This window comes from Roseibium sp. FZY0029 (genome assembly GCF_036350355.1).
Lineage (GTDB): Bacteria > Pseudomonadota > Alphaproteobacteria > Rhizobiales > Stappiaceae > Roseibium.
In genome coordinates this window covers 295,896-319,532 of record NZ_JAZDVZ010000007.1, presented here as the reverse complement: position 1 = coordinate 319,532, position 23,637 = coordinate 295,896, and the positions used below count along the sequence as shown (strand labels likewise).

At 59.3% G+C, this 23,637-nt stretch carries 20 protein-coding genes; 11 read left to right on the top strand and 9 right to left on the bottom strand.

Going from position 1 to position 23,637, the window contains the following annotated elements; translation table 11 throughout:
- Positions 1 to 147 precede the first annotated feature (147 nt).
- A complete protein-coding gene (locus V1T76_RS21040) occupies positions 148 to 2,121 on the top strand; it encodes a DNA/RNA non-specific endonuclease (RefSeq protein ID WP_330562635.1) in 1,974 nt (657 codons plus the stop codon).
- 143 nt (positions 2,122 to 2,264) lie between these two features.
- Here the strand turns inward: V1T76_RS21040 and V1T76_RS21035 are convergent, their stop codons facing one another.
- A complete protein-coding gene (locus V1T76_RS21035; protein WP_330562634.1) occupies positions 2,265 to 2,720 on the bottom strand; it encodes a methylated-DNA--[protein]-cysteine S-methyltransferase in 456 nt (151 codons plus the stop codon).
- 133 nt (positions 2,721 to 2,853) lie between these two features.
- On the opposite strand from V1T76_RS21035, the gene V1T76_RS21030 reads away from it, so the two are divergent.
- From V1T76_RS21030 to V1T76_RS21015, 4 genes are all read left to right on the top strand, one after another.
- The gene (locus V1T76_RS21030; RefSeq protein ID WP_330562633.1) at positions 2,854 to 3,759 is read left to right on the top strand and encodes a DMT family transporter; all 906 of its coding nucleotides are present in this window, start codon (positions 2,854 to 2,856) and stop codon (positions 3,757 to 3,759) included.
- Between the two features lie 131 nt (positions 3,760 to 3,890).
- Positions 3,891 to 4,535: a L,D-transpeptidase family protein gene (locus V1T76_RS21025; protein WP_330562632.1), complete on the top strand. Its 645-nt coding sequence runs from the start codon at positions 3,891 to 3,893 to the stop codon at positions 4,533 to 4,535.
- A gap of 102 nt (positions 4,536 to 4,637) precedes the next feature.
- Positions 4,638 to 5,174 (top strand): OmpA family protein, encoded by a 537-nt coding sequence (locus tag V1T76_RS21020; protein ID WP_330562631.1) that lies wholly within the window; start codon positions 4,638 to 4,640, stop codon positions 5,172 to 5,174.
- 114 nt (positions 5,175 to 5,288) lie between these two features.
- The gene (locus tag V1T76_RS21015) at positions 5,289 to 6,380 is read left to right on the top strand and encodes a LacI family DNA-binding transcriptional regulator (protein ID WP_330562630.1); all 1,092 of its coding nucleotides are present in this window, start codon (positions 5,289 to 5,291) and stop codon (positions 6,378 to 6,380) included.
- Positions 6,381 to 6,659: 279 nt separating this feature from the next.
- Here the strand turns inward: V1T76_RS21015 and V1T76_RS21010 are convergent, their stop codons facing one another.
- The 4 genes from V1T76_RS21010 to V1T76_RS20995 form a co-directional block, all read right to left on the bottom strand.
- Positions 6,660 to 8,297 carry a BCCT family transporter gene (locus V1T76_RS21010; RefSeq protein ID WP_330562629.1) on the bottom strand — a complete coding sequence of 546 codons (1,638 nt, stop codon included), beginning with the start codon at positions 8,295 to 8,297 and terminating at the stop codon, positions 6,660 to 6,662.
- A gap of 30 nt (positions 8,298 to 8,327) precedes the next feature.
- Complete coding sequence (locus V1T76_RS21005) at positions 8,328 to 8,741, bottom strand: universal stress protein (protein WP_330562688.1); 414 nt, start codon at positions 8,739 to 8,741, stop codon at positions 8,328 to 8,330.
- A 303-nt stretch (positions 8,742 to 9,044) separates the two neighbouring features.
- Positions 9,045 to 11,216: a diguanylate cyclase gene (locus V1T76_RS21000; protein ID WP_330562628.1), complete on the bottom strand. Its 2,172-nt coding sequence runs from the start codon at positions 11,214 to 11,216 to the stop codon at positions 9,045 to 9,047.
- 151 nt (positions 11,217 to 11,367) lie between these two features.
- Positions 11,368 to 12,549 (bottom strand): pyridoxal phosphate-dependent aminotransferase, encoded by a 1,182-nt coding sequence (locus V1T76_RS20995; RefSeq protein ID WP_330562627.1) that lies wholly within the window; start codon positions 12,547 to 12,549, stop codon positions 11,368 to 11,370.
- 230 nt (positions 12,550 to 12,779) lie between these two features.
- Here V1T76_RS20995 and V1T76_RS20990 point away from each other — a divergent pair, with 230 nt between their 5' ends.
- From V1T76_RS20990 to V1T76_RS20970, 5 genes are all read left to right on the top strand, one after another.
- The gene (locus V1T76_RS20990) at positions 12,780 to 13,880 is read left to right on the top strand and encodes a CobW family GTP-binding protein (RefSeq protein ID WP_330562626.1); all 1,101 of its coding nucleotides are present in this window, start codon (positions 12,780 to 12,782) and stop codon (positions 13,878 to 13,880) included.
- A 12-nt stretch (positions 13,881 to 13,892) separates the two neighbouring features.
- Complete coding sequence (locus V1T76_RS20985) at positions 13,893 to 14,870, top strand: WD40 repeat domain-containing protein (protein ID WP_330562625.1); 978 nt, start codon at positions 13,893 to 13,895, stop codon at positions 14,868 to 14,870.
- Between the two features lie 35 nt (positions 14,871 to 14,905).
- On the top strand, positions 14,906 to 15,406 hold the full coding sequence (locus V1T76_RS20980; protein WP_330562624.1) for a DUF2937 family protein: 501 nt from the start codon (positions 14,906 to 14,908) through the stop codon (positions 15,404 to 15,406).
- Between the two features lie 97 nt (positions 15,407 to 15,503).
- Positions 15,504 to 16,403 (top strand): LysR family transcriptional regulator, encoded by a 900-nt coding sequence (locus tag V1T76_RS20975; RefSeq protein ID WP_330562623.1) that lies wholly within the window; start codon positions 15,504 to 15,506, stop codon positions 16,401 to 16,403.
- A gap of 196 nt (positions 16,404 to 16,599) precedes the next feature.
- Positions 16,600 to 17,139, top strand: coding sequence for a TetR/AcrR family transcriptional regulator (locus V1T76_RS20970; RefSeq protein WP_330562622.1), 540 nt, complete (start codon positions 16,600 to 16,602; stop codon positions 17,137 to 17,139).
- A gap of 135 nt (positions 17,140 to 17,274) precedes the next feature.
- Here the strand turns inward: V1T76_RS20970 and V1T76_RS20965 are convergent, their stop codons facing one another.
- A complete protein-coding gene (locus tag V1T76_RS20965) occupies positions 17,275 to 18,348 on the bottom strand; it encodes a Glu/Leu/Phe/Val dehydrogenase dimerization domain-containing protein (RefSeq protein WP_330562621.1) in 1,074 nt (357 codons plus the stop codon).
- A 249-nt stretch (positions 18,349 to 18,597) separates the two neighbouring features.
- Here V1T76_RS20965 and V1T76_RS20960 point away from each other — a divergent pair, with 249 nt between their 5' ends.
- Positions 18,598 to 20,532, top strand: a complete 1,935-nt coding sequence (locus V1T76_RS20960) for a HoxN/HupN/NixA family nickel/cobalt transporter (RefSeq protein ID WP_442970156.1) — start codon at positions 18,598 to 18,600, stop codon at positions 20,530 to 20,532.
- Positions 20,533 to 20,555: 23 nt separating this feature from the next.
- On the opposite strand, the gene V1T76_RS20955 is transcribed toward V1T76_RS20960, so the two are convergent.
- The 3 genes from V1T76_RS20955 to V1T76_RS20945 form a co-directional block, all read right to left on the bottom strand.
- Positions 20,556 to 21,314, bottom strand: coding sequence for a gamma-glutamyl-gamma-aminobutyrate hydrolase family protein (locus tag V1T76_RS20955; RefSeq protein ID WP_330562620.1), 759 nt, complete (start codon positions 21,312 to 21,314; stop codon positions 20,556 to 20,558).
- A gap of 123 nt (positions 21,315 to 21,437) precedes the next feature.
- Complete coding sequence (locus V1T76_RS20950) at positions 21,438 to 22,106, bottom strand: response regulator transcription factor (protein ID WP_330562619.1); 669 nt, start codon at positions 22,104 to 22,106, stop codon at positions 21,438 to 21,440.
- 7 nt (positions 22,107 to 22,113) lie between these two features.
- A complete protein-coding gene (locus tag V1T76_RS20945; protein WP_330562618.1) occupies positions 22,114 to 23,475 on the bottom strand; it encodes a cache domain-containing protein in 1,362 nt (453 codons plus the stop codon).
- Between the last annotated feature and the right edge of the window lie 162 nt (positions 23,476 to 23,637).

Genomic DNA, 23,637 nt, shown 5'->3' with positions numbered 1-23,637 from the left:
CCAACAAGGATTGTCAGCGACGAAGAAAAGAGAGAGCCAGGCACTGTTCAGGTGGCTTGCACCGGAGAGGGCTTTCAGCCCTGCCGCCGCGCGAACCTATGGGGAATACCGGACAATAAGACAGACATTGATATTGGAGGAATTTCCATGAACGAGCGAGCATTGTTGGAAAGCTGTGGGCGCCTTGAGGCATTGAAATCGGGTGGACGGATTGCGGCTGCGAAACGGGCCATCGAGACGGGACATCCTTTTGTTGAGCAATTTGGACTGAACATACAGGCGACCCTGGACGCATTGGATATGTCGCCCAGCCAGCTTGAGGCGGCCGGCACGCCGGCGACGCAACTGGAAGCCATCGTGCGGTTGGTCACACGGCCACCGATGGTCGTGGAAAACGGCTCGGTCACGTTGATCCCGCTGCCGGATGATTTCGGTGCCGACATAGACATCAAGATCAAGCGGAATGAACACTGGCTAGGTTCGATCGGGCGCGTGGAGTTCGTCAATCATTCGATGAGCTGGGGTGGAACTGCCTGGGTTGTCGGGGAGGAAGCCGACGGGCGCCATTTCCTGGTCGTCACCAACCGGCATGTGGCCAAGATCGTTGCGCGTCGCAACGCCAAGGGGGAGGGCGTCTTCATGCGCTCTCCTTACACGATGGTGCGATATGGCGCGCGCGTGGACTTCAACGAGGAAGCGGGCGCGCTGCCTTCGGATGAGCGCCCTGCGGAGATCCTGCGCTTTACCTATCTGGCGGACGATGCCAGTGCCGATGTCGCGATCGGGCGTATCGAGAAGCCGGACGGCTTCAACCTGGCGCCCCTGCCGCTGGTGGATACGGACGCTGAAACCGACGAAATCGTCGCCGTGATCGGCTATCCGGCCTTCGACAGCCGGAACGACCGCACCGAGATGGAGAAGTATTTCAAGGGGCTATACGATGTAAAACGGTTTGCCCCGGGCAAGATGATGCCGGTTGCGCCGGGGACCGTGCTCAGCCACGACTGCACCACGCTCGGCGGCAATTCCGGCTCTCCCGTACTGAGTCTGGATCGCAACAAGGTGGTGGGACTGCACTTCGCGGGTGCTTATGGAATTGCCAACAGCGCGGTGAGGGCAAGCACGCTGCGGGATCTATTGTCCGGCACGAGGCCGACGCAGATCCTGGTCGAGGAAAGCCTGGCTCAGGAAGTGGCGGACGGTTTTCACGACCCGGGCCATTTTACCGGCCGGGACGGGTACGACCCGGACTTCCTGTCGGAACGGGTGGACTTTCCGAAGCTGCCGGACGGCAAGTTCAATCTGGCGAGCCCGTCGGACAAGACGCAGGACCGTCCGCATGAGCTGCGCTACACCCATTTTGGCTTGTTCCACGACCTGGACCGCCGGAGCCCGGTGGTAACCGCGGTCAATATCGATGGCGAAAAGGCAATCAAGATCAAACGCAAGAAGCCGGACAAATGGTTCTTCGACAAGCGCATTCCGGTGGAGGCACAGCTTGGGAAGGGCGACTTTCCGGGAGATCTGGACCGGGGACATATGGTCCGGCGCGAGGATCCGAACTGGGGCGATGACCGTGCGGTGGCGCAACTGGCCAATGACGATACGTTCCACTATACAAACGCTTCGCCGCAACACTCTTCGCTGAACCAGAATCGAGACACCTGGCAAGGTCTGGAGAACCACATTCTCGACAGCACCAAGACCCACGCCTTTCGCGCGACGGTGTTTACCGGGCCGCTGTTCGATGACGACGAAGATCCGTTCCTCGACAGTGTCGGGATCAATCTTCCCATGCAGTACTGGAAGGTTGTTGTCATGGACGCCTTGCAGGACGATGACAGTCTCAAGCTGCACGCGACCGCCTATCTTTTGAGCCAGGGGCAAGCCATTCAGAAATATCTGCAGGATCGCCACGAGACGGAAGCTGTCGAGGGGTTTGCCTTCGGCGAATACAAGACTTTCCAGGTATCGGTCGCCTTTCTGGAGGAGCTGTCCGGCTTCGATTTCGGTCCGTTGAGAGACGCAGACCCGCTGGCGGCTCTTGCCGACGATCTCGAGTTGCCCGACAGCCGTCCGCGGTTTGTCGAGATCACGGGAGCGGACTCACTGATCCTCTGAGGTCTGTGTGTCTTCTTAAATCGTGAAGCTGACCGTTCGGCTCGCGAGCCGCGCCTGAGCAGCTTCACGCTGCAGTCCGGTCCGTCCAGCTACTGGTCTGACCGGGCCGGCAGGGGCTCCGTAAGCATTGAAGCGGCCACTCCCTAGATCAGGAAGGGATACCCGCCTTCCAGTTTCAAAAGGGCGATTTTTGTTTCCGTGCCGCCAGCACCGGAGTATCCGCCAAGACCGTTCGCGGAGAGGATGCGGTGGCAGGGGATGATGATCGGTATCGGATTGGCGCTGCAGGCCTGGCCAACCGGCTGGCCATAGGTGTCCAGTTCCCTGGCAAGGTCTCCATAGGTACGGGTTCCGCCATAGGGGATTGCCAGCATTGCCTTGAAAACGGCCTGGTGCAGGTCGCCGCCTTTCGGGGCAAGCGGCAGGTCGAAGGTCTTCAGGTCACCGGCGAGATAGGCCTGCACCTGACGTGCGGCCTCCTTCAGCAACGGTGTTTCTTCTTTGCCAGAGGCACCGTTCCAGTGTAATTGGGTGATTGCGCCGTTTTCTTCCGTAATGGAAAGGCGTCCCAGCCACGTTTCAATTTCTGCAACCGGCATAACCGTCCCCGCTTGTCTTTTGATATCAGGTAGTGGGTTGGCGCATTTATCTCAATCGGACCGGTCCTGCCGGGACATGTCCGAGACCAGCTTTTTCATCTTCGGATGATCGTTCGAAAAGGGGCCGCCCGCGATGGCGCATGACAGACAGGACCGTTCGGTCGGTAATGGTGCCGCTGTAACGGCGCCACTCGCAGGGATTGGTCTTATCGTACTGGCTTGCCTCAGCTTCTCCTGGCTGGATGCAACGGCGAAATATATGTCCGCCAGCCTGCCGACACTGCAGATTGTCTGGATGCGATTTGTCAGCCATGTGGTCCTGTCGTTGGTCCTGTTTCAGGTCTGGAAAAAGCCGACGCTGCTGAAAACCGGGCGGCCGGTCCTGCAGATCGTACGCGCGTTGTGCCTGCTCGGCACCACCATTTTCAATTTTCTGGCCGTTCGCTATCTGCAGCTCGCCGAAACCATGTCGATCCTGTTCGCCGCTCCTTTCGTGATCACCGCGCTTGCCGGGCCGCTTCTGGGCGAATGGGCCGGACTGCGGCGATGGATCGCCATCATCGTGGGGTTCCTCGGGGTTCTTGTTGTCACCCGGCCGGGTCTGGGCGGAATGCATTGGGCTGCCCTCTATTCGGTAGCAGCCATGTGCTTCTACGCGCTCTATGCCTTGCTGACGCGCCAGCTAACCGCAACGGACAGCTCCGCCGGGATGCTGATCATTTCCGGGATCGTCGCCGCAATCGCCATGGCGCCAGCCGGTCTCTCGGTGTGGGTCGCGCCGCCTGATGCTCTGACCTGGGTGCTTCTGTTCGCAACCGGTGCTTTTGGCGCTGGCGGGCATTTCCTGTTCATCATGGCGCACCGGATCGCACCCGCACCGGTGCTTGCACCCTTTATCTATACGCAGATCATCTGGATGATCGCTTTGGGGTACCTGATATTTGACGACGTGCCCACCTCCACCACAATTCTCGGGGCCTCAATCGTCGTCGCGTCCGGCCTTTACATCCTTTACCGGGAACGCGTGAAGGGGATCTGACGCGCAACCGCATTCACCTGCAAGGTTTCCTTGGGTAGTTGACGGAATTGGATAGTTCCAGTCTTAATACCGGCCGGGGTTAATCAAACCGCCGGTCAGGAAGGATCGCCAGCCTTTAAGGGAGGTGTGGGATGGAGCTGAACCGCCGCAGGTTCTTGACAGGGGCTGCAGTCACGGCAGGCGTAATGGCCTTGCCGCAGGTGGCGCATGCCAATGCAGCAGCAAACGCTTATTTCAGTGGCTATCAGGAAGATAGCGGGTTCCAGTACCGGAGAACCAACTTCAACAAGATCGATCCCGTCTGGCATCGGCAGATGGTGAAGTATTTCAGTGACGAGCCGCCGGGAACAGTGGTGGTCGATACCAACAACCACTTTCTCTACTGGGTCTGGGAAAACAATACCGCGCTGCGCTACGGCGTTGGCGTCGGGCGTGAAGGCTTCCAGTGGTTTGGCCGCGCGCGGATCGACCGCAAGGCCCTGTGGCCGCGGTGGGTGCCGCCGCCCGAGATGCTGAAGCGGCAACCGGACCTGCCCAGACTGGTCGAAGGCGGAGCGGCCAACAACCCGCTCGGGCCCCGGGCCATGTATCTCTACCGGGACGGAACCGACCTCGGCTACCGGCTGCACGGCACGCTGGAGCCCTGGAGCATCGGCCATGATGTGTCCAGCGGCTGCATCCGCATGTTCCCGGAAGACATTGTCGACCTTTACCAGCGGTGCCCGAAAGGCACCGGCGTGCTGGTGCTTGAGCATCTGGGCCAGAATGCGGGCTGAAGCCTGCTGATCCTGAACGCGTTATATCGGCCGGCGGGGCTTTGTCCGAAGGACTGGCGCTGCCGATCGAGGGGGAAACATTAAAAGGATTTGGGGGCTTCCTTGGAAAAGAATTTTGGCCGGATCGGCCGGGGCGCGGTGTTTGCGCTCATGATAGGACTTGGCCTTGCGGGCTGTAACAGTGCGGGCGGATTATCGTCACCGGATGTGACCAATGCTCCGGCCGCGGGCTTCGGAAATATTTCACCGGGTTCGGAAGAGGAATTCATCATCAACGTGGGCCGCCGGATCTATTTCGACCAGGGATCCGCCGTTGTCACGGATGAAGCCCGCATTACCATCGAAAACCAGGCAAAGTGGCTGAACAAGAACAAGAAGTGGCTGGTTAAGATCCAGGGTCATGCCGATGATCCGGGCAGTGAGGCCGCGCAAAAGACCTTGTCGACCCAGCGAGCCAATGCCGTCATGGCCGAACTGGTCAAGCTCGGTGTCAATCCCAAGCGCATGTGGGTGAAAGGCTACGGTGTCGAGCGGCCGGTGACCGATTGCGATCAGGTGACCTGTCAGTCGCAAAACCGCCGGGTTGTCGTCAATCTGCGCGAGGAATACGACGATAGCGCTCCTTCAGGTCGGCGCTGATTTAGCCAAGGTGCTGCGACCCAATCTCCGGAAAAACAGAAAAATCTGTTTACCCAGAGGGGAGAGAGCTATAACGGTCTCTCCCATCGCCGCTGCGGTTATCGAGAAATAGGAATGTCTGAAGACAACGGTTCCCCTCCCTCCCAGCCGGAATTTCCGCAAAAGCCTGGTAAAAGGCTCACGCTTGGGCACATTGCCGACCAGCTGGGGATTTCCACGGCAACCGTGTCGCTGGCACTTCGGGACAGTCCGCTTGTTGCCGAGGAAACCCGGGCAAAGGTCAAGCAGACAGCGGAAGAGATCGGGTATATCTACAACCGGTCGGCGGCTTCCCTGCGCACTGCCCGAAGCCAGATTGTCGGCGTTGCCGTTCATGACATCCTGAATCCCTATTTCGCGGAAGTCTTCTCCGCGCTTGAGGACGTTCTGGAAGAGCAGGGGCAGATGATCTTCATCTGCAACCACCGGGACGACGTCAAACGCCAGCGCGCTTTCGTCAACACCTTGCTTCAGCACCGGGCGGACGGGTTGATCCTGTGTCCGTCGGTGGGAACCTCCGCCGAGGAGATCAACCGGCTGGTGGATCAGGGAATTCCCGTGACACTGGTGGCGCGTGAGGTTCCTGGCGTCTGGGCTCCCTGTGTGCGCGGCGATGATCTTGGCGGGACCTATCAGATCACCAAACACCTGATCAAACAGGGGCACAAGGATATCGCCATGGTGGGCGGTCGCCGGGGCAGCTCGACAGGTCGCTACCGCAATGCCGGCTGGCGCAAGGCACTGGAAGAAGCGGGGATCGACCCCGACAGCCAGCTCGATCTACCCGAAATGATGACCCAGGCAGACGGCCGGGCTGCCGTGCCAAAGATCCTGGAAGCCGAACACCGGCCGACGGCCATTGTCGGCTTCAACGATCTTGTCGCCCTTGGCATGATGACCACGTTCCGGCGGGCGGGGATCGAGCCGGGCCCAGACATGGCAATTACTGGATATGACGATATCGACGGCGCGGATGCGCGCACGCCTGCGCTGACGACAGTGTCGGCCCAGCCTGACAAGATCGGCCGCCTGGCGGCATTGACCTTGCTGCGCCAGATCGCGGGTGACCGTGTGCCAAATACACCCATCGTGATCGAGCCTGACGTACGGATTCGCGAAAGCTCGCCGCCTCCCGGCGTGCGTCTGGCACCCAAGCTGGCCGACTAGGCTAGGGTGTGGCTCCACAAATTAAGATGAAATGGTTTGAGGCAGACCAATCCGCCTCAAACCATTTCATCGTAATTTATGAGTTCACACCCTAGGCGGGCCGCCGTTGCCGCCCGCGTTCCAGTGAAATTCGACTAATCAAAAATCGTCGATGTCAGGGGCTCTGCGATCCCTGCGCACGCTTCGCTTGGCCGGGATGATCATGACGTAGCAGCCTGCCATCAGATACGAAAACGGGCAGCCAGGGCTGCCCGTTCAAAGTCGCGTTGTGAGTTCAGGTCAGCGCGGTTCGTCCGCCAGGCCCTTGAAGATGGCGTAGCAGGCCAGCAGCAGGACGATGGTGAAGGGGAACCCGGTCGAGACCGCCATTGCCTGCAGGGCGCCGAGACCGCCGCCGAGCAGAAGCGCGATGGCAACCAGACCTTCGAAGGTGCACCAGAACACGCGCTGCGGCACCGGGGCATCGACCTTGCCACCCGCCGTGATCGTGTCGATCACCAGCGAACCGGAGTCCGAGGAGGTGACGAAGAACACGATGACAAGAATGATGGCGATGAACGAGGTGATCGAGGCCATCGGCAGATCGGCGAGCATGCCGAACAGCGACAGTTCAGGGCTGTAGCTTGCGATCACATATTCATGCACCTGGCTGTCGTTGCTGGCCAGAACCTGTTCGATGGCGGTGCCGCCGAACGCGGTCATCCAGATCACTGACACGATGGTCGGAATGATCAGGACGCAGACCACGAATTCCCGAACGGATCGGCCACGGCTGACACGCGCGATGAACATGCCGACGAACGGCGACCAGGAAATCCACCAGGCCCAGTAGAACGACGTCCAGCCCTGACGGAAGCTGTCGTCCTCGCGGCCGAAGGGCATCGACAGCGGCACGATTTCCTTGCCGTAGGAGACGATGTTGGAGAAGAAATCGGAGATCAGTGTAGAGGTCGGTCCTGCGGCAATCACGAAGACCAGCAACAGCGCCGCGATCAGCATGTTGATTTCAGAAAGCACCTTTACGCCGCCGTCGAGACCGCGCAGCACCGAGACCAGTGCAACACCCGTAATACCAATGATCAGAATGACCTGCGCTGTGGTGCTGACGGGAATGCCGAAGACGAAATCGAGACCGGCGTTGGCCTGTTGAGCGCCGAAGCCAAGGGAGGTGGCAAGACCGAACAGGGTCGCGAGCACGGCCAGGATATCGATGATGTGGCCCGGCCATCCCCAGGTGCGTTCACCGAAGATCGGATAGAACACCGAGCGCATGGTCAGCGGCAGGCCCTTGTTGAAGGAGAAGATGGCGAGCGCCAGCGCAACGACGGCGTAGATCGCCCAGGGATGCAGGCCCCAGTGGAAGATCGTTGCGGCCATGCCCATTGCCTTGGCGGCCGCGACATTTTCCGGAATGAGATTGCCGTCCGCGTCGAAGGGTTTGGGGACGCCGATCGGCTCGGAAAAGGCCATGTGATAGACCGGTTCCAGCACCCCGAAGAACATCAGGCCAATGCCCATGCCGGCGGCGAACAGCATGGCGAACCAGCCGAAATAGGTATAGTCGGGCTCAGCGTCCTTGCCGCCGATACGAACATTGCCGAGGGGCGTGACGATCAGCGCCAGGCAGACGAGGACGAAGATGTTGCCGGAGATGATGAAGAACCAGTCGAGGTTCGACGTCAGCCACTTGCGCATATGATCGAACAGCGGGCCGACTTCGGTCTGAAAGGCAAGGGTCAGAAAGACGAAGGCGACGATGGTCAGGCCGGAGATCAGGAAGACCGGATTGTGGATGTCGAGATTGAAGGGACCGACGGAAGTCTCGATATTGTCCTGGCCAATCTCGTATTCGGTGTCGATGAGATTGGCGGCACCTTCCGGATCCGGAATGCCTTGATTGTTGGCGCTATCGCTCATGGGAGCGCTCCTTATTGTTCTGGAAAGGGGTTATCTCACGAGGAAGACGGATACATCGGCATGGCTGGCGACACGGCCGCCGTTCGACGGCCAGAAATGATCCGGTACGTTCGGGATATGCGTTGCCATCACCACCAGGTCCGCGCCCGTTTCATGAACAGCCTTGAGAATCGCATGTTCAAGGTCGATCGCCGGGTCATGAGAGAACTCCGCATGGCCGGATGCCTCGATCCCGTGTTTCTGTCCCTCGGCGGCTGCGAAAGCCGCCAGCTTTTCCCGAAACTCTTCCGGTGTATGGGCAAGGGCGCTGGGTGTATTTGAGGTTACGGCCACAAACACTACAGGAATACTGTCGGTCTTGGCCATGTGAGCGCCTGCAGAGATGGCTTTTTCAAGTTTATCTGCGTGTGCCAAGTCAATCGGAACTAGTATTTTTGTGAACAAATGTCCCTCCAAGATCTGTTCGAGCAAGAATTTTCAAGATTCAAGCCATAGAGGTCCTTGCACGGAGGGTCCGTCTCGGTAGTACATATAAAGGTAATGTCGTTTGGTCCCAATCCGCTGTGATAAGGCTACTGTCGCATATGCGGAGGCTGGCGTCAAAAGAGCGGCACGAACACGCTGTGACGCGACATTTTTGCGAGTTTTATCCAAAACGCGCCTGTGTTTCGCGCGTGAGTGCCAAAACATGCTACAAGATTGTGCATTGCAGCGTCGTTGCGGGCGATGCGGCAGCAAAGGCGCTTTTCAGAGAGCCGGGATTTGTTCCTGCTGCGGAGCCTTGCTGGCCACGCATTTGTTGCGGCCTGTCGACTTGGCTTCGTAAAGCGCCGTGTCTGCCTTCTGCATGAGTGTCGAAAATTCCAGGTCTTCCCTGGCCACAGCGGCAAGGCCCATGCTGCAGGTGACGGTCTGTTTGACGATGTCGAGCTGACATTCCGCAATGATCCGCTCTCGCAGTCGCTCACACACCAGCATGGCATCTTCCAGATCGGCGTTGTGAAGGATCATGCAGAATTCTTCGCCGCCGACGCGGCCGAAGATATCAACCGAACGCAGGGCTCCGCTGACCGTATCTGCGAATTTCCTGAGAACTTCATCGCCGGTCGCGTGGCCGTACAGATCATTGATCTGCTTGAACTTGTCGATGTCCATCATGACGGCGGTGAAGGGGCGCTTGGTACGGCGGAACCGTTGAACTTCGGTGTTGGCGCGTTCCAGGAAAGCGCGACGGTTCAGGATCTGGGTCAGGTCGTCGATGCTGGCAACCCGCTCCAGGTTGATCTTGGCATTCATCAGGGCCTGGTGATCGCGCTGGCGGGCAATCTCATGCCCGACCCAATCGGCAAATTGCCGGACGATCTGAAGATCGGACGGGGTAAATGCCCGTTTGCGCACGTCCGGCGCGGTGAAGTTGATTGTCCCGTGGACTTCGCCATCGACCAGAAGCGGAGCGCCGATATAGGTCTCCAGGTTGAAGATCTGATGGCACGGATGCTTGGCGAATTCCGAGTTCGAGGCGTTGTTGGTCGCGGTCGGCTCGTCGGTCCTGAGTGTCAGCAGACAATAGGTGTCCTGCAGCGGAAAGGACGAGCCGGGCGCCAGCTCCCCATTGGGACTCTGGGCGTGAGTAATCGTGTAGTGGTCATCGATCACATGGCTGATGATGCCAAAGGGAACTTCGAAATGCTCTGTGCCGAGACGCAGGATTTCGGCGATCTTGTCTTCGTGGCCCAGTTCACGCGTCGAAGTGATGGCGTAGAGTTCTGCCAGCGTACGCTCGGTTTTCTTGCGGTCGGTTATGTCGGAAATCAGCACAACGATCGCTTCAACCGAACCGCTGTCATCGAAGCGGGGATTACAGCTCATCATGCATTCGCGCAGGATGCCGTCTGGAAAATGCAGGCTGATTTCGGTTGAAACCTTTTCGCCTCTTGTCGCTTCCTCGAAGACCGCGCGGATGGTTTCGCGCTCCTTCCAGGGCAACCGGTCGCGCAGGCGCGTGCCGACAAGATTGTCCGCTGTGTCGTTGAACCAGTCACAGGCGGTCTTGTTGATGAAGAGGCATTTGCCGTTCAGGTCGACCTCGGTGACGCTGGCGACAATGTTGTCGGCCATGAGAGACAGGTTCTTGTAGGCATTTTCCGCCTTCGCCTGTGCTTCCTTGAGTTCGGTAATGTCGAAGCGGATGCCGGCGATGCCGCCGTTGCGGGTTCTGGTTTCGGAAATGCGCAGCCAGCGGCCGTCCGCTAGGTTTTGTTCAAGGACAGAGCCGTCCCCGGCCAGATGCCGGCGGAGGCGTTCCTGCAGCCAGTCGTCATCCGACAGGTCGCCCGTGTCGTATTGTTTGCGGTTCAGGCCGAAGCGCAGAATGTCTTCAAAGCGGTTGCCGGGGAACATGGCCGGAGCCGAGTTGGCATAGATCTCGCGGTAATTGTCGTTGCAGATGACCAGGCGGTCATCCTTGTCGTAAAGCGCAAAACCTTCCGAAATCGCGTCCAGGGCGTCTTCAAGTGTCAGGGCGATATCGCTGAGCTTGGTTTCGAGCGCCCTTCGTTCGGCAAGATCTCTCGCGATGAACAGGATGCCGGTCAGATTGTGCGCTTCATCAAACAGGGGGGCGCTGACCACCTCGACGGAAACGGTCGAGCCGTCTTCCAGAACCAGGTCGACTGCATAGGCCTTGCGGTTCCGCTGGTCCTTCGGTGACTGGTAAAGTTCCGCCATCTGGGCGAACAGGTTCTGGTCGGCAAAGAAGCGTTTTGTCGTCGTGCCGATAACCTCTTCACGATCGACCTTGAGCAGCCGGGCCATGGCCTTGTTCGCGAAAACAATGAGACGCTCAGGGTTGGTGACGATGACGCATTCGTCGAGTTCACCGAACGTCTGTTCAAGATCCAGAGTGATGTTCTCGCTCATGTGCGTCCCCGTTATCGAGCCATCGCGTGGGCATGAGCGTCATTCAAGGCAATAAAAGTTTAAAAAAAGGGATACGTTACGGAAGACTCCTGGAAGAAAGTACGCATCTTGAGTTTTAGCGGCGCGGTTGATCCGCATTTTTCGCGAGCGTTCAGGTCTTGCGGTTCCCGTCCAGGAATTTTTCGATCCGCTCCAGCGCCTCGCGGATGTTGGCGGTCGAATTCGCATAAGACAGTCTGATGTATCCTTCGCCCAATACGCCAAAGTCGGGGCCGCCAATGACCGCGACACCCGCTTCTTCCAGCAGGGCAGACGCAAGTTCCTTGGCCTTCCAGCCAGTCTTCTTGATATTCGGGAAGGCGTAAAACGCACCGAGCGGAACGCGGCAGGAAATGCCGTCGATGGCATTGAGACCATCAACCGTCACCTTGCGCCGTCCGTCGAATTCCCGAACCATGTCGGCGACAGCCGTTTGTGGTCCGGTGAGTGCGGCAAGGGCGCCGAACTGGGCCGGTGCGTTGACGCAGGACCAGGCGTTGACCGCCAGTTTGCGCGCCTTGTCGATCAGGCCGTCGGGCCAGAGGGAAAAGCCCATCCGCCAGCCGGTCATGGCATAGGTCTTGGACCAGCCGTCGAGCAGGATGAGCCGGTCGCGCAGCGACGGAAAGCCCAGCAGGGACACGTGCTCCATGCCGTCGTAGGTCATTTGTGAATAGATTTCGTCCGAGAGGACGGCGACATCGGGAAATCGTTCCAGGCCGGCAACCAGTTTTTCGATCTCGGCGCGTGGCGTGACGCCTCCGGTTGGGTTGGCCGGAGAATTCAGGATCAGCAGCCGGGTCTTCTCGTTGATCAGCGACAGCGTCTCGTCGGCGGAAAAAGCGAAGTCGTTTTCCTCGCGGATCGGAACCGGTACGGGACGGGCGCCGGTGAACTCGATCATCGATCGGTAGATCGGGAAGCCCGGATCTGGATAGAGAATTTCGCTGCCCGGTTCGCCGAACATCAAGATCGCCATGAACATGGTGACCTTGCCGCCCGGCACGATCAGCACGTTGTCGGGGGCGGTTTCCACACCGTGACGCTTCAGCAGGTCGACGCAAACCGCTTCTCGCAACGGGGCGATGCCGGTTGCCGGCGTGTAACCGTGCTGACCGTCGCGCAGAGCCTTGATGGCTGCCTCCACGATGTGGTCCGGTGTTTTGAAATCCGGCTGACCAATGCCCAGATTGATGATGTCGCGTCCCTGTTCGGCAAGTTGCGTTGCCCGTGCCAGCACGGCAAATGCATTTTCCTCGCCAATCCGGTCAAATCCGCCAATCGTGTGCAGCATTTCGAGTCTCCTGCCTTTGCGCGCTTTCTGCGGGCGACGTTAATGCGGCAGACAAGGATTTGAAAAGGCTGAAGAACGGACAAAGCGTTCGGGAGAGTGTCCACAGGCATGGGCCGTTGAGGGAAATTTCCCTGGTGCTCTCCCAATGCGGCGGCGAAATGCTTATATTCGCGCCCAAGCGGCCCGCTGACCGGCGGGCGACCCTTTTTCTCCTGCCAGGAAAGCGCGCAATGACTGCGACCCAGGACAGCCAGGCACAGATTCCCGTTACCGTGTTGACGGGGTATCTGGGTGCCGGCAAGACCACCCTTCTCAACCGGATCCTGACCGAAAACCATGGTCAGCGGTATGCCGTCATCGTCAATGAATTTGGAGAAGTCGGTATCGACAACGATCTGCTTGTCGAATCCGATGAAGAAATCTTCGAAATGAACAACGGCTGCATCTGCTGCACGGTACGGGGCGATCTAATCCGCACGGTGCAGAACCTGATGAAGCGCAAGAACGCCTTCGACGCGATCATCGTGGAGACCACCGGCGTCGCCGACCCGGCCCCTGTCGCGCAGACTTTCTTCATGGACGACGATGTGCGCGCGGCTGCCAAACTTGACGCTGTCGTTGCCGTGGTCGATGCCCGCCATGTTCTGCAGCGGTTGGAAGACACCGAAGAGGCCGAAGACCAGATCGCCTTTGCCGACGTGATCCTGATCAACAAGACCGATCTCGTTTCGGCCGAAGAACTGGCCAACGTCGAGGCGCGCATCCGCTCGATCAATCCGTATGCCGTGCTTCATCGAAGCGAGCGGTGCGGTATCGATATCGCCAAGGTTCTCGACCGGGGTGCGTTCGATCTCGACCGTATCCTGTCTCTCGATCCGCATTTCCTGGAGCATGGCCACCATGCCGATGAATGCGGGCCCGACTGCGACCATGATCACCACCACCATCATGACCATGATCATCATCATGGGCACGATCATGATCACGGGCACGGGCACGGGCACGGGCATCACCATCATCACCATGAAGATCCCCATTCGGTGAAGAGCATATCGCTGAAGGCAGGCGATCTCGACCCCAACATGTTCTTTCCATGGATCAACCAGGTGACGCAGGTTCAGGGGCCGAATATCCTGCGCCTGAAGGGCATCCTTGCCTTCAAGGGCGATCCGCAACGATATGTCATCCAGGGCGTTCACATGATTGTTGAAGGCGATCATCAGCGCGACTGGAAAGAGGACGAGCCGCGCGAAAGCCGCCTGGTGTTCATCGGCCGCGATCTCAACTGGGATGTTCTGAAAGACAGTTTCCAGGCCTGCGCCGCGCAATAAGGAAGAAGACACTTGCCGACAGTTGCTCCCGTTGAGGTGGATGGCTACGTCGTCCGCGCCGGCTATCTGATAGACACGGCCTTTTTTGCGTCCGGAGAAGGCGACATCGTTCTTTCCGGAGAGGGCGAAACGAAACTGAGACCTCACAAGGCGGGACTTCTGTCGGCCGAGCCGACTGTCGACGGCAAGGGGTTGATCACGTCCGGCGACGATGGCTGCATCTTTGTGAGTGCGGCGGACGGGTCGAGCGAATGCGTTGCCGAACGGCCGCGCAAGTGGATCGATCTGATTGCCGCCGGCCCCTCCGGTGCGCTTGCCTTTGCCAGCGGTCGCACTGCCTGGGTGCGTTTTGCAGACGGACGGGAAAAGGAATTTGCCCATGACCGGGCTGTCGGAGGGCTCGCCTTCGCGCCCAAGGGCATGCGGCTCGCGGTCGGGCGCTACGACGGCGTAACGCTCTGGTGGGCCGGTACGGAGGGGGCGCCGGTCGAGCTGAGCTGGAAGGGCGCTCATCTCGGGGTAAGCTTCTCGCCTGACGGCAAGTATGTCGTCTCCGCGATGCAGGAAAACGCGTTGCATGGCTGGCGCCTGTCGGACAGCCAGGACATGCGCATGACGGGCTACCCGGCCAAGGTCAAATCGTTCAGCTGGTCGGTCAAGGGACGGTATCTGGCAACGTCCGGTGCCAATGCCGCGATCCTCTGGCCGTTCTTCGGCAAGACCGGACCGATGGGGCAGACGCCCTTGCAGTTGGGCACAAGGGGCGACAACCTGGTCAGCGCCGTTGCCTGCCATCCGAAGGAAGATGTCGTTGCGGTCGGCTATCAGGACGGAATGATCCTGATGTGCCGGTTTGAAGACAATGCCGAAGTGCTGCTCCGGCGGCCGGGCCTCGGCCCGGTGTCGACGATGACCTGGGACACCGATGGCGTTCGGCTGGTCTTTGGAACGGAAACCGCAGAAGCCGGGATAATCAGTCTCCAGGACTGACCGCCAGAGACCGGCAAGGGAGGTCCTGACATCCGATGGCACGTATCATGATGCTGATCGCCATGCTGCTGAGTGGAACCGCGACCTCCCAGTTGCCGGAGTTCACGCAGCAATACCGCCAGCGGCTTGGCGGTGCCATCGATGCTCTTGAAGAAATACTGGCCGACTTCAACCGCGATGCCGCCCGCCACGGGCTGACACCGGCAGAAGCCATTGCGCGCCAGAAATCCTCCGAGGATCCCTTCATCAGGTCGCGCGGCGACAGCATGCTGAATGCGGAAATCCGTTTGAGCCGCCTGAAACTGCAGCGTGCAGAACTGGAAACGGCTGGGCCGCTGGACCGGATGATCATCTTTGCACGCGGCTTCGACCCAACCCTGGCGCAGGCAACGGCCTCGGACTATGAGCCCGCCGTGCCGGTGACACCGGCCGGATTTGCCAGTGCCGGTGTTGGAGCGCTTGGCGGGCTTCTCGTGATGCGCCTTCTGATCGGCGCGGCCCGCGTTGGTCGCCGGAAAAGGCCCGTCCGGGACTGACCTTCCGGCCGGAGGCCGCTCGGCGGAGCCTTTGACCGTCCGCTGAAAAATGCGCTAAGCAGTGTCTTTGCGATGGCCCGAACGGGAAGGATACCGGATGGACGCAATTACGCGGATGCGCTGCTTCATTCAAGTTGTCGATTCAAATGGATTTTCCGCAGCGGCCCGTGAAATGGGGCGGTCCAAGGCTCTGGTTTCCAAATATGTGGGCGAGCTGGAAGACGAACTGGGCGTGCGTCTTTTGAACCGGACCACACGTCAGGTGTCCCTCACCGAAGTCGGGGAGGCCTATTACAAGGAAGCATCGGAAATCCTTCAGCGGATCGATGATCTGCAAGCTTCCGTGCAGTCTTCGCATCAGGAGGTGCGTGGCCGGTTGCGCGTGTCCGCGCCGCGTTCGATGGGTGACGACCTTTTGAACCAGGCGATGATGCAATTTCTTGTCCGCTATCCGGAGATCAACCTGGATCTCAGGCTGGAAGACCGCTTCGTCGATCTTGTGGAAGAAGGCTTCGACCTAGCCGTCCGGGTCGCACAGCTGGAGGATTCCAGCCTGATCGCCCGAAAGATTGCCCCCTTCCGGACCGTGGTTTGCGCGACGCCCAAAACCGTCGAAACCTATGGCGCCCCCAATGTGCCCGCAGATCTGTCCACGCGGCCCTGCATCATCGACACGAACTATCGCTACAAACAGAACTGGGCTTTCCACACCAACGGCGAGCGAACCTCGGTTACGGTCAAGGGTCCGCTGGAAGTCAACAGCGCTGCCGCGGCGCGAGACGCAGCGCTCTGTAACCTCGGGTTTCTGCGGACGCCGCTGTTTTTCGTGTCCAAGGAGATTCGCGACGGCAGGCTGGTTCTGCTGCTGGAGTCGCACGAAGAGCCGATGCGTGGTATTTATGCAGTGTATCCGCATCGGCGGCATCTAAGCGCAAAGGTGCGGGCCTTTGTTGATTTCCTGGTCGAATGGTATTCGTCCGGTCAGAATGCCGACTGAATTTTTTTAACATGTGAATTAACTTGAGCGTGCTCGATAATTCGTCTCGAGCCTGAATTCGCAGGCCCTTTAATACTTTGCTGGATTAATATGGTCTGGAAATTACTTTATTTGGGTTTTTAAGGGAAATTACTTAGAATATCTTTTGGTGAAGGTTTTCCTTGAAAAACACATATGTAAATCCCAAGGTTTATTTATGGAAAACGCGCAAGAGCACATCGCCGCCCGTCTTGAAGAGGTCTTCTGGAGCCGTGGGTTCGCCGAGCCGAGCGTTCCTGAGCTGAGGGCAGGCGCCGGTGTCAGCATGCGGACGCTTTACCGTCATTTCCCATCGCGCGAAGCGATGGTGCTGGGTGCTCTTGAATATCGGCACAGGCGCTATCTGTCCTATGTGCGCGAAGGTGTGACGTCTCCCGGAATTGATGCCGCCGTTCAGCTGTTCGACAAGCTCGGGGGCTGGATGCGCATGACCGCGGGCAAGGAATGCATGTTCCGTCAGGCGCTTGCCGCAAATCCCGACAGCACCGAAATCGCGGCAATGGTCAAGCGGCACAAGGGTGAGCTTCTGCAATTCTTCGGCGAGTTGAGCGGGCAGGAGAGCTTTGCCTCACGGCTCTACCTGCTCCACGAAGGCGTCACGGCCTGTTATGCCGAAATGGGCGAAGTGGCCGTGGAAGACGCCAAAACGCTCGTGAAGCAGATGTTCAAAGCCTCGAACGAGAGCCAGTTTTCCTGATCCCTGATCCATTCTGGGTTTGAGGCGTTTGCTCGTGCATTGCCGAACTTCGTGCCGACCATACAAAGCCGGTAATCGGGGCAAGGCCATCGACGGCAGCTCCTGGCCGCCGTCTTTGTCAGTCTTCAATGGTGCTCAGGCGGCCTTTGCTTTCGCCAGACGTTCTTCCGCCATTGTGTCCGCCACCTGTTCCGGCGTGGTGTTCTCTTGCGATGCCCGGTCGAAGATCTTTGCCAGCGTTTCGCCGATCGCGATGGTTTTATCCCGAACCACGTTGTCGCCGCTGTTTGCGGTTGCCAGCGCGATGGAAATCACGCCTCCGGCGTTGATTGCATAATCCGGCGCATAAAGGATGCCACGCTTTTTCAGTGCTACGCCGTCCGCCGGGGTCTGCAACTGGTTGTTGGCAGCGCCAGCCACGATTTTGGCCTGGATTTGCGGAACCGTGCGCGCGTTGAGACCTGCGCCAAGTGCACAGGGCACAAAGATGTCTGCCTCGACCATATGGGCTTCAGCCGGATCCACCGCGGTTGCGCCGAACGCATCAATGGCACGCAGAACGGCCGGTGCGTGAATGTCGGAAACGATGAGCCTTGCGCCGGCTTGGTGAAGCTGGCGGGCTACGTCAAAGCCGACATGGCCAAGGCCCTGCACGGAAACGGTCTTGCCGGACAGATCGCTGCTGCCGAAGACAAATTTGGCGGATGCCTTGATGCCTTCAAAAACACCGAGAGCCGTATAGGGCGAAGGGTCGCCGAGGCCGGTCGCCTTTGTGCCGCGCACATGATCGGTCTGACGGGCGACGGCTTCCATGTCATCCGGCGACACACCAACATCTTCCGCGGTGATGTAAGTGCCGGACAGGCGCTCCACGTGGCGGCCGAATGCTTCCATCAGCGCTTCGGATTTGTCACGGCGCGGGTCCGCGATGATGACAGCCTTGCCGCCACCGAGATCGAGGCCGGCAAGGGCGTTCTTGTAGGTCATGCCTCGGGACAGCCGCAGGGCATCCGTCAGGGCATCCGCAGGATGTTCGTAGGGCCAGACGCGACAGCCGCCAAGCGCCGGACCAAGCGTGGTGTCGTGGACGGCGATGATTGCCTTCAGGCCCGTGGCCTTGTCCTGGACGAAAACGATGTCTTCGTGATCGCCCATCTCGGGGTGGTCGAAAACGGCGCTGTGGTGAACAGATTTATGCAAGGCGTTCATGGCTGGCTCGATAATTGGGTTATTGTTGTGAATATTTTAGGCCTGATATCGGGAATATTGTCTTTTATCTTCTCAGTAGAAGGTCAAACTGAGCACAAACATTCCAATAGTCGAGCTTGGGTGTGAAAATATTTCCGGAAGCGTTTCGCGTTGCGAAAGTGTCGCGGTCATCTTCCTGCCGTCTTCTCTGGTCAAACAACGCCCTGCGTGTCATGTAAACTTATTACATCTGATCAGTGGGTGATCCTGTTGCGCTTGCTCTCCGCTTTCACGGCCAAGGTTCTACCTGCGGCCTCTCGCCCGTTCCTGCTCGGCCTGGGCCTTTTGATGGCTGCCCTTTCGAGCGCCAGCGCGCATCCGCATGTTTTCGTCGAGGCCAGAAGCAAGCTGGTGTTTGACGATGCGGGGCTGGCGGTCGCCATTCAGCATGTGTTTCGTTTCGACGACGCGTTTTCCGCATTTGCGATCCAGGGCTTCGACAAGGATGGCGACGGTCACTATTCCCGCGAGGAGTTGAGTGAACTGGCGAAGGTGAATGTGGAGAGCATGGCCGACTACGGCTATTTCACTTTCGGCGACAACACCCGTGTCGAATTCGATTTCGGCGCTCCGACAGACTACTGGCTGGAAGTGGTCAAGGTTCCGCTCAAGGACTATTGGGTGATGAAACCCGAGGACTTCGAGGCCATGGAGGAAGATGTCCGCATGAACGGCGGCTCCATGCCGGAAGATGTGAACCTCCTGGAACTGCATTTCACCTTGCCGTTCAAACAGCCCAGCGATGCCAAGGACCTGATCACGCTCGATGTCTACGATCCGACGTATTACGTCGATTTTCGCTTCGGTGCCGGCGATGACGCCCTGGGAACGAAGAATGCGCCCGGCACCTGCCGTGTGAGCCGCAAGGAACCGCCGCCTCTCGATGACGCCGAAGCCTATGCACTTGCGCAGATCGGCGCCGACCAGAGGGACCTTCCGCCGGAACTTCAGTCTGTCGCCGCTTCGCAGGTCAACCAGATGCTGGTTGCCTGCGGCGATGCCATAGCTGCCGCGAATTCCTCGTCCGGAACGCCGGAAGGGGCGACGCCAGACACCACGTCAACCCGCTCCGATGCTACCTCCAGCACCTCCAATCCGCCAAGCGATGCGGCGGCTGCGATCTCGGCTGCGCTCGATACGGCAAAACCTGCGGAACAAGCGGAACAAGTGGCACAGCAAGCGGCTGCGCCGAAGGCAGGTTTCCTCGACACGGTGTTCGGCACGATTGCGGTCAAGCAGAAAGAATTCTACCAGGCGCTGGTCGCCAGCCTCAGGTCCTTCCGCAACAATCCGCATGCCGCCTGGCTGCTGATGGGGCTTTCCTTTGCCTATGGCATTTTCCATGCGGCGGGCCCGGGCCACGGCAAGGCGATCATCACCTCCTATGTGGTTGCCAACAACGAGACCCTTCGCAAGGGCATCATTCTGTCGTTTGCTTCGGCCTTCGCCCAGGCCGTGACAGCTATCGTGCTTGTTGGCGGACTGGCTGTGGTCTTCAATCTGACCAGCATCGCGATCCAGGATACGGCGCGGTGGTTTGAAATCGGGTCCTATGTGCTGATCACGGGTCTCGGGGGCTGGCTGTTGTGGCAGAAGGCGCTCCGTCCGCTGGCAGTCAGCCTGGCCGCGCGGCAATCCGGCTCCGAGTTCGCCCTTGCGGGGGCATCGGCTGCCGGTCATCACGGTCATGGTCACAGCCATGACGGCCACCATCACCATCATGGTCACGATCATCACCACCATCATGAAATCGGCGCGGATGGTGTCTGCGCGACCTGCGGCCATGCCCATGCACCAACGCCGGACATGCTGCAAGGCAGGATTACCCTGGGCCGAGCGGTTTCGATCATTTTCGCAGTGGGCCTGCGGCCCTGTACCGGCGCGCTGGTGGTTCTGGTCTTTGCCCTGTCCCAGGGCATGATTGCCGCCGGCATCGCCTCCACGCTGGCGATGGCGGTTGGAACCGGCATCACCGTTTCGCTGCTGGCAGGCATGGCGGTCGGGGCCAAGGAACTTGCGGTGCGGCTTTTCGGCGAAGGCAGCCCGATGGCGCGCAAGGTGCACCGGACGATCGAAATCGTCGGCGCAGCCATTGTCTTCCTGCTGGGCCTCACATTGCTGATTGCAACTTTCGGCTGGGGCTGATGCTCCTTCGCCTCAGGGCCGGGTCATAGTCCCAGACGTTTCACGCGGTAGGCGCGTACGGCATCGCCGAAGGCGGCAAACAGCTTTTTTGACGGGCCATCCGTGGACACCCAATATTCCGGGTGCCACTGGGTTGCCAGCACATAGCCGGGGCTGTCCTTGATGGAGGCGGCCTCGATTGTGCCGTCTTCAGCCGCCGCTTCCGTTATCATTCCATTGCCCAATTTGCCGACGGCCTGTCGGTGGAGCGAGTTCACTTCAATCGGCTCATCGCCCACAACGGCCGCCAGGCAGCTGCCTTCAGTGACTTCCACCGGGTGGGCGATCCGGAAACGTTCGTCCTGACGTTCGGATGTCGGTGCGCGGTGATCGCCGCGGCCCTCAAGGGTCTGGATCTCGGTCAGCAGAGTGCCGCCGAGGGCAACATTCAATTCCTGCATACCCCGGCAGATGGCAAAGACGGGAATACCGCGTTCGACAGCGCGCTTGAGCAGCGGCAGTGTCGTGGAATCGCGGGACGGGTCGTATGGGCCGTTTTCTTCCGTCGGCTCCTCGCCATAAAGTTCGGGATTGACGTTGGAGCGGGAGCCGGTCGCAAGCACGCCGTCGACCTGATCCAGAGCCGCATCCAGATCCAGATCGGCGCCAAGCGAGGGCAGGATCATCGGGATGGCGTCGGAGCCTTTCAGAACGGCCTGAAGATATGTCGAGGTTGCTGCGTGCCAGTTATAGCCTTCGATCGTTTTCACATCGGCGGTTACCAGGACGAGTGGTTTGGTCATTTTATGCCTGTCAGATGGGAGACCCGCGTCTCCGGAAGAGTTTGGCTAGGGTGTGGACCCATAGATGAAGACGAAATGGCATGATAAACGGGTCCACGCCCCAACAGATTTAGCCGAGCCGGATCAGTCCAGCAATCCCAGATCCTGCGCGACCTTGTAGAGCTGGGCGGCATTCTTGTTGCCGACCTTCTCGCGCAAGTTCAGGCGGTGGGATTCGACAGTGCGCACGCTGATGCCCAGCTCCTTGGCGACTTCCTTGTTGGGCTGGCCTTTTGCAATGGCCGTCAGGACCTGGCGCTCCCGGTCGGTCAGGCCGTAAGGGTCTTCGACTGGCGCGGAGGTGCCGGCGCCGACGAGGGTCGGACCGACAGCGGAGGAGAAATAATAACCGCCATTGGCGACGCTGGTGATGGCGGTGATCATCTCGGCGGCTGAAATATCCTTCAGGATGTAGCCGCGCGCACCTGCCTGCACGACGCCGCGCACATATTCCGGGTTGTCATAGATCGACAGGATCAGCACCGCGATTTCAGGCAGCGACTTGCGCATCTGGGTTGCCGCTTCCAGTCCGTTCATCACCGGCATGGAAACATCCATCAGAAGAACGTCCGGGCGCAGATCACGGGCGAGCGTCAAGGCCTCGCGGCCGTTCGTTGCTTCACCCACAACTTCCAGGTCAGCGACCTTTTGCAGCCTGGCGCGGATGCCATCGCGAACGAGTTCATGGTCGTCTGCCAGAAGCACGCGGATGGGTCTTTTGAGCGATCGCGGTGAAGGTGAATGCACTGTCATCTTTTCATCATGCCGCTTTTGCCGCCGCATTGTCGAGCGGCATCTGGACCTTGATACGGGTGCCGCCGGACGCACGCCGGCTGAGGGTCAGCCGGCCGCCGTAGGTCTCGATCCGTTCCCGCATGTTGCGGAAACCGAGGCCGCCGGACTTCGGCAGGGGGCGCGGCAGGCCGACGCCGTTGTCTTCCACCGAGAGAACCAGTTGCTGCACGCCAACCTTGAGCGAAATTGCGACTTCACTGGCGTGGGAGTGGCGAGCGACATTTGTCATGCACTCCTGCACAACGCGGTAGAGCGCGGTCTTGGCGCCCTCCGACAAGCGGCTGTGGCATTGCTCGGCCTGCACGTTGACGGTAATGCCGGACTGGTTCTGGAATTCCTTGCCGAGACTGCCGAGCGCAGCGGCAAGGCCCATGTCGTCAAGGACACTGGGTCTGAGATCTCGCGATATCCGCCTGACCTCGGCAATGGTGCCATCGAGCGTTTTCAGGCATTTGGCTGCCTGGGCCTGAAGCTCCGGTTCGCGGTTGGCCTCGCTGTGGATCATTTCCACGCCGTAGCGCACGGACACCAGAAGCTGGGAAATACTGTCGTGCAGCTCAGTGGACACACGTTTGCGCTCCTGTTCCTGCACCTGGAATATCCGGTTGGTCAGCTCCTTCAGTTTGCTGTCGGCAAAACGTTGTTCGGAAAACCGCACTCCGGCAATCAGAAAGCCGGCGATGACGATGGCCGCAAGCGTGATCATGAAGGTCACGAACAGGGTCTGGCGGATGGAACGGGCAAAATCCGTGCGGATGGCGGTTACTTCGCGGGCGATGTCGTCGGTGTAAAGGCCCGTTCCCAGCATCCAGCCCCATTTTTCCAGCAGAATGGCATAGCCGAGCTTTTCCTCCACCGTGCCTGTCGAGGGTTTGTGCCAGACATACTGGTGGAAGCCGCCGCCGTTCTTTGCGGCCTCGATCAAATTGCGAATGACGAAGTCGCCGTTGTCGTCCTGAAGGTCCCACCAGTTGCCGCCCACAAGGTGCGGCAGTTTGGGGTGCACCAGATTGGTGCCGTCGAGCGTATAGACAAAGAAATAGCCGTCATAGTCGAAGGTCAGATGCTGGAGGATCTCCTTGACCCTTTCCTGCGCCGCCTCCCGTCCACCCGGCTCCTCCTTGTAGATCTGCTCGATCGAAGTGAGGACGAGACTGACGTAGTTTCGAATTTCCTGACGCTTGTAGGACAGGATGCGCTGTTCCACAGCCCGGGTCTGGGTGTTGATCAGTTCCCGCGACTGATAGTAGGTGGCCGCGCCGATCAGGACGGAGACGGCTATCAATGGCAGAATCGTGATGAGAAGCAATTTGGTCTTGAAGGTCACGAATTTTGCTCTCTTGTTGCGCAATTGCGCGCCAAACGATCATCTCTCTTGCTTGGTTCTCGGTAGTAATACTGAGAAGCTGCGCAGAACCACGAATAGCGCTTCAGACGCTCGGTCAACTAGACATACTTCGAGATCGGTGCAAGTGTGTACCCGGTCCGA

Bases quoted from the DNA above. Each gene is read 5' to 3' on its own strand.
- V1T76_RS21040 (WP_330562635.1), top strand. From the start codon at position 148: ATGAACGAGCGAGCATTGTTGGAAAGCTGTGGGCGCCTTGAGGCATTG.
- V1T76_RS21035 (WP_330562634.1), bottom strand. From the start codon at position 2,720: ATGCCGGTTGCAGAAATTGAAACGTGGCTGGGACGCCTTTCCATTACG.
- V1T76_RS21030 (WP_330562633.1), top strand. From the start codon at position 2,854: ATGGCGCATGACAGACAGGACCGTTCGGTCGGTAATGGTGCCGCTGTA.
- V1T76_RS21025 (WP_330562632.1), top strand. From the start codon at position 3,891: ATGGAGCTGAACCGCCGCAGGTTCTTGACAGGGGCTGCAGTCACGGCA.
- V1T76_RS21015 (WP_330562630.1), top strand. From the start codon at position 5,289: ATGTCTGAAGACAACGGTTCCCCTCCCTCCCAGCCGGAATTTCCGCAA.
- V1T76_RS21010 (WP_330562629.1), bottom strand. From the start codon at position 8,297: ATGAGCGATAGCGCCAACAATCAAGGCATTCCGGATCCGGAAGGTGCC.
- V1T76_RS21000 (WP_330562628.1), bottom strand. From the start codon at position 11,216: ATGAGCGAGAACATCACTCTGGATCTTGAACAGACGTTCGGTGAACTC.
- V1T76_RS20995 (WP_330562627.1), bottom strand. From the start codon at position 12,549: ATGCTGCACACGATTGGCGGATTTGACCGGATTGGCGAGGAAAATGCA.
- V1T76_RS20990 (WP_330562626.1), top strand. From the start codon at position 12,780: ATGACTGCGACCCAGGACAGCCAGGCACAGATTCCCGTTACCGTGTTG.
- V1T76_RS20980 (WP_330562624.1), top strand. From the start codon at position 14,906: ATGGCACGTATCATGATGCTGATCGCCATGCTGCTGAGTGGAACCGCG.
- V1T76_RS20975 (WP_330562623.1), top strand. From the start codon at position 15,504: ATGGACGCAATTACGCGGATGCGCTGCTTCATTCAAGTTGTCGATTCA.
- V1T76_RS20970 (WP_330562622.1), top strand. From the start codon at position 16,600: ATGGAAAACGCGCAAGAGCACATCGCCGCCCGTCTTGAAGAGGTCTTC.
- V1T76_RS20965 (WP_330562621.1), bottom strand. From the start codon at position 18,348: ATGAACGCCTTGCATAAATCTGTTCACCACAGCGCCGTTTTCGACCAC.
- V1T76_RS20955 (WP_330562620.1), bottom strand. From the start codon at position 21,314: ATGACCAAACCACTCGTCCTGGTAACCGCCGATGTGAAAACGATCGAA.
- V1T76_RS20950 (WP_330562619.1), bottom strand. From the start codon at position 22,106: ATGACAGTGCATTCACCTTCACCGCGATCGCTCAAAAGACCCATCCGC.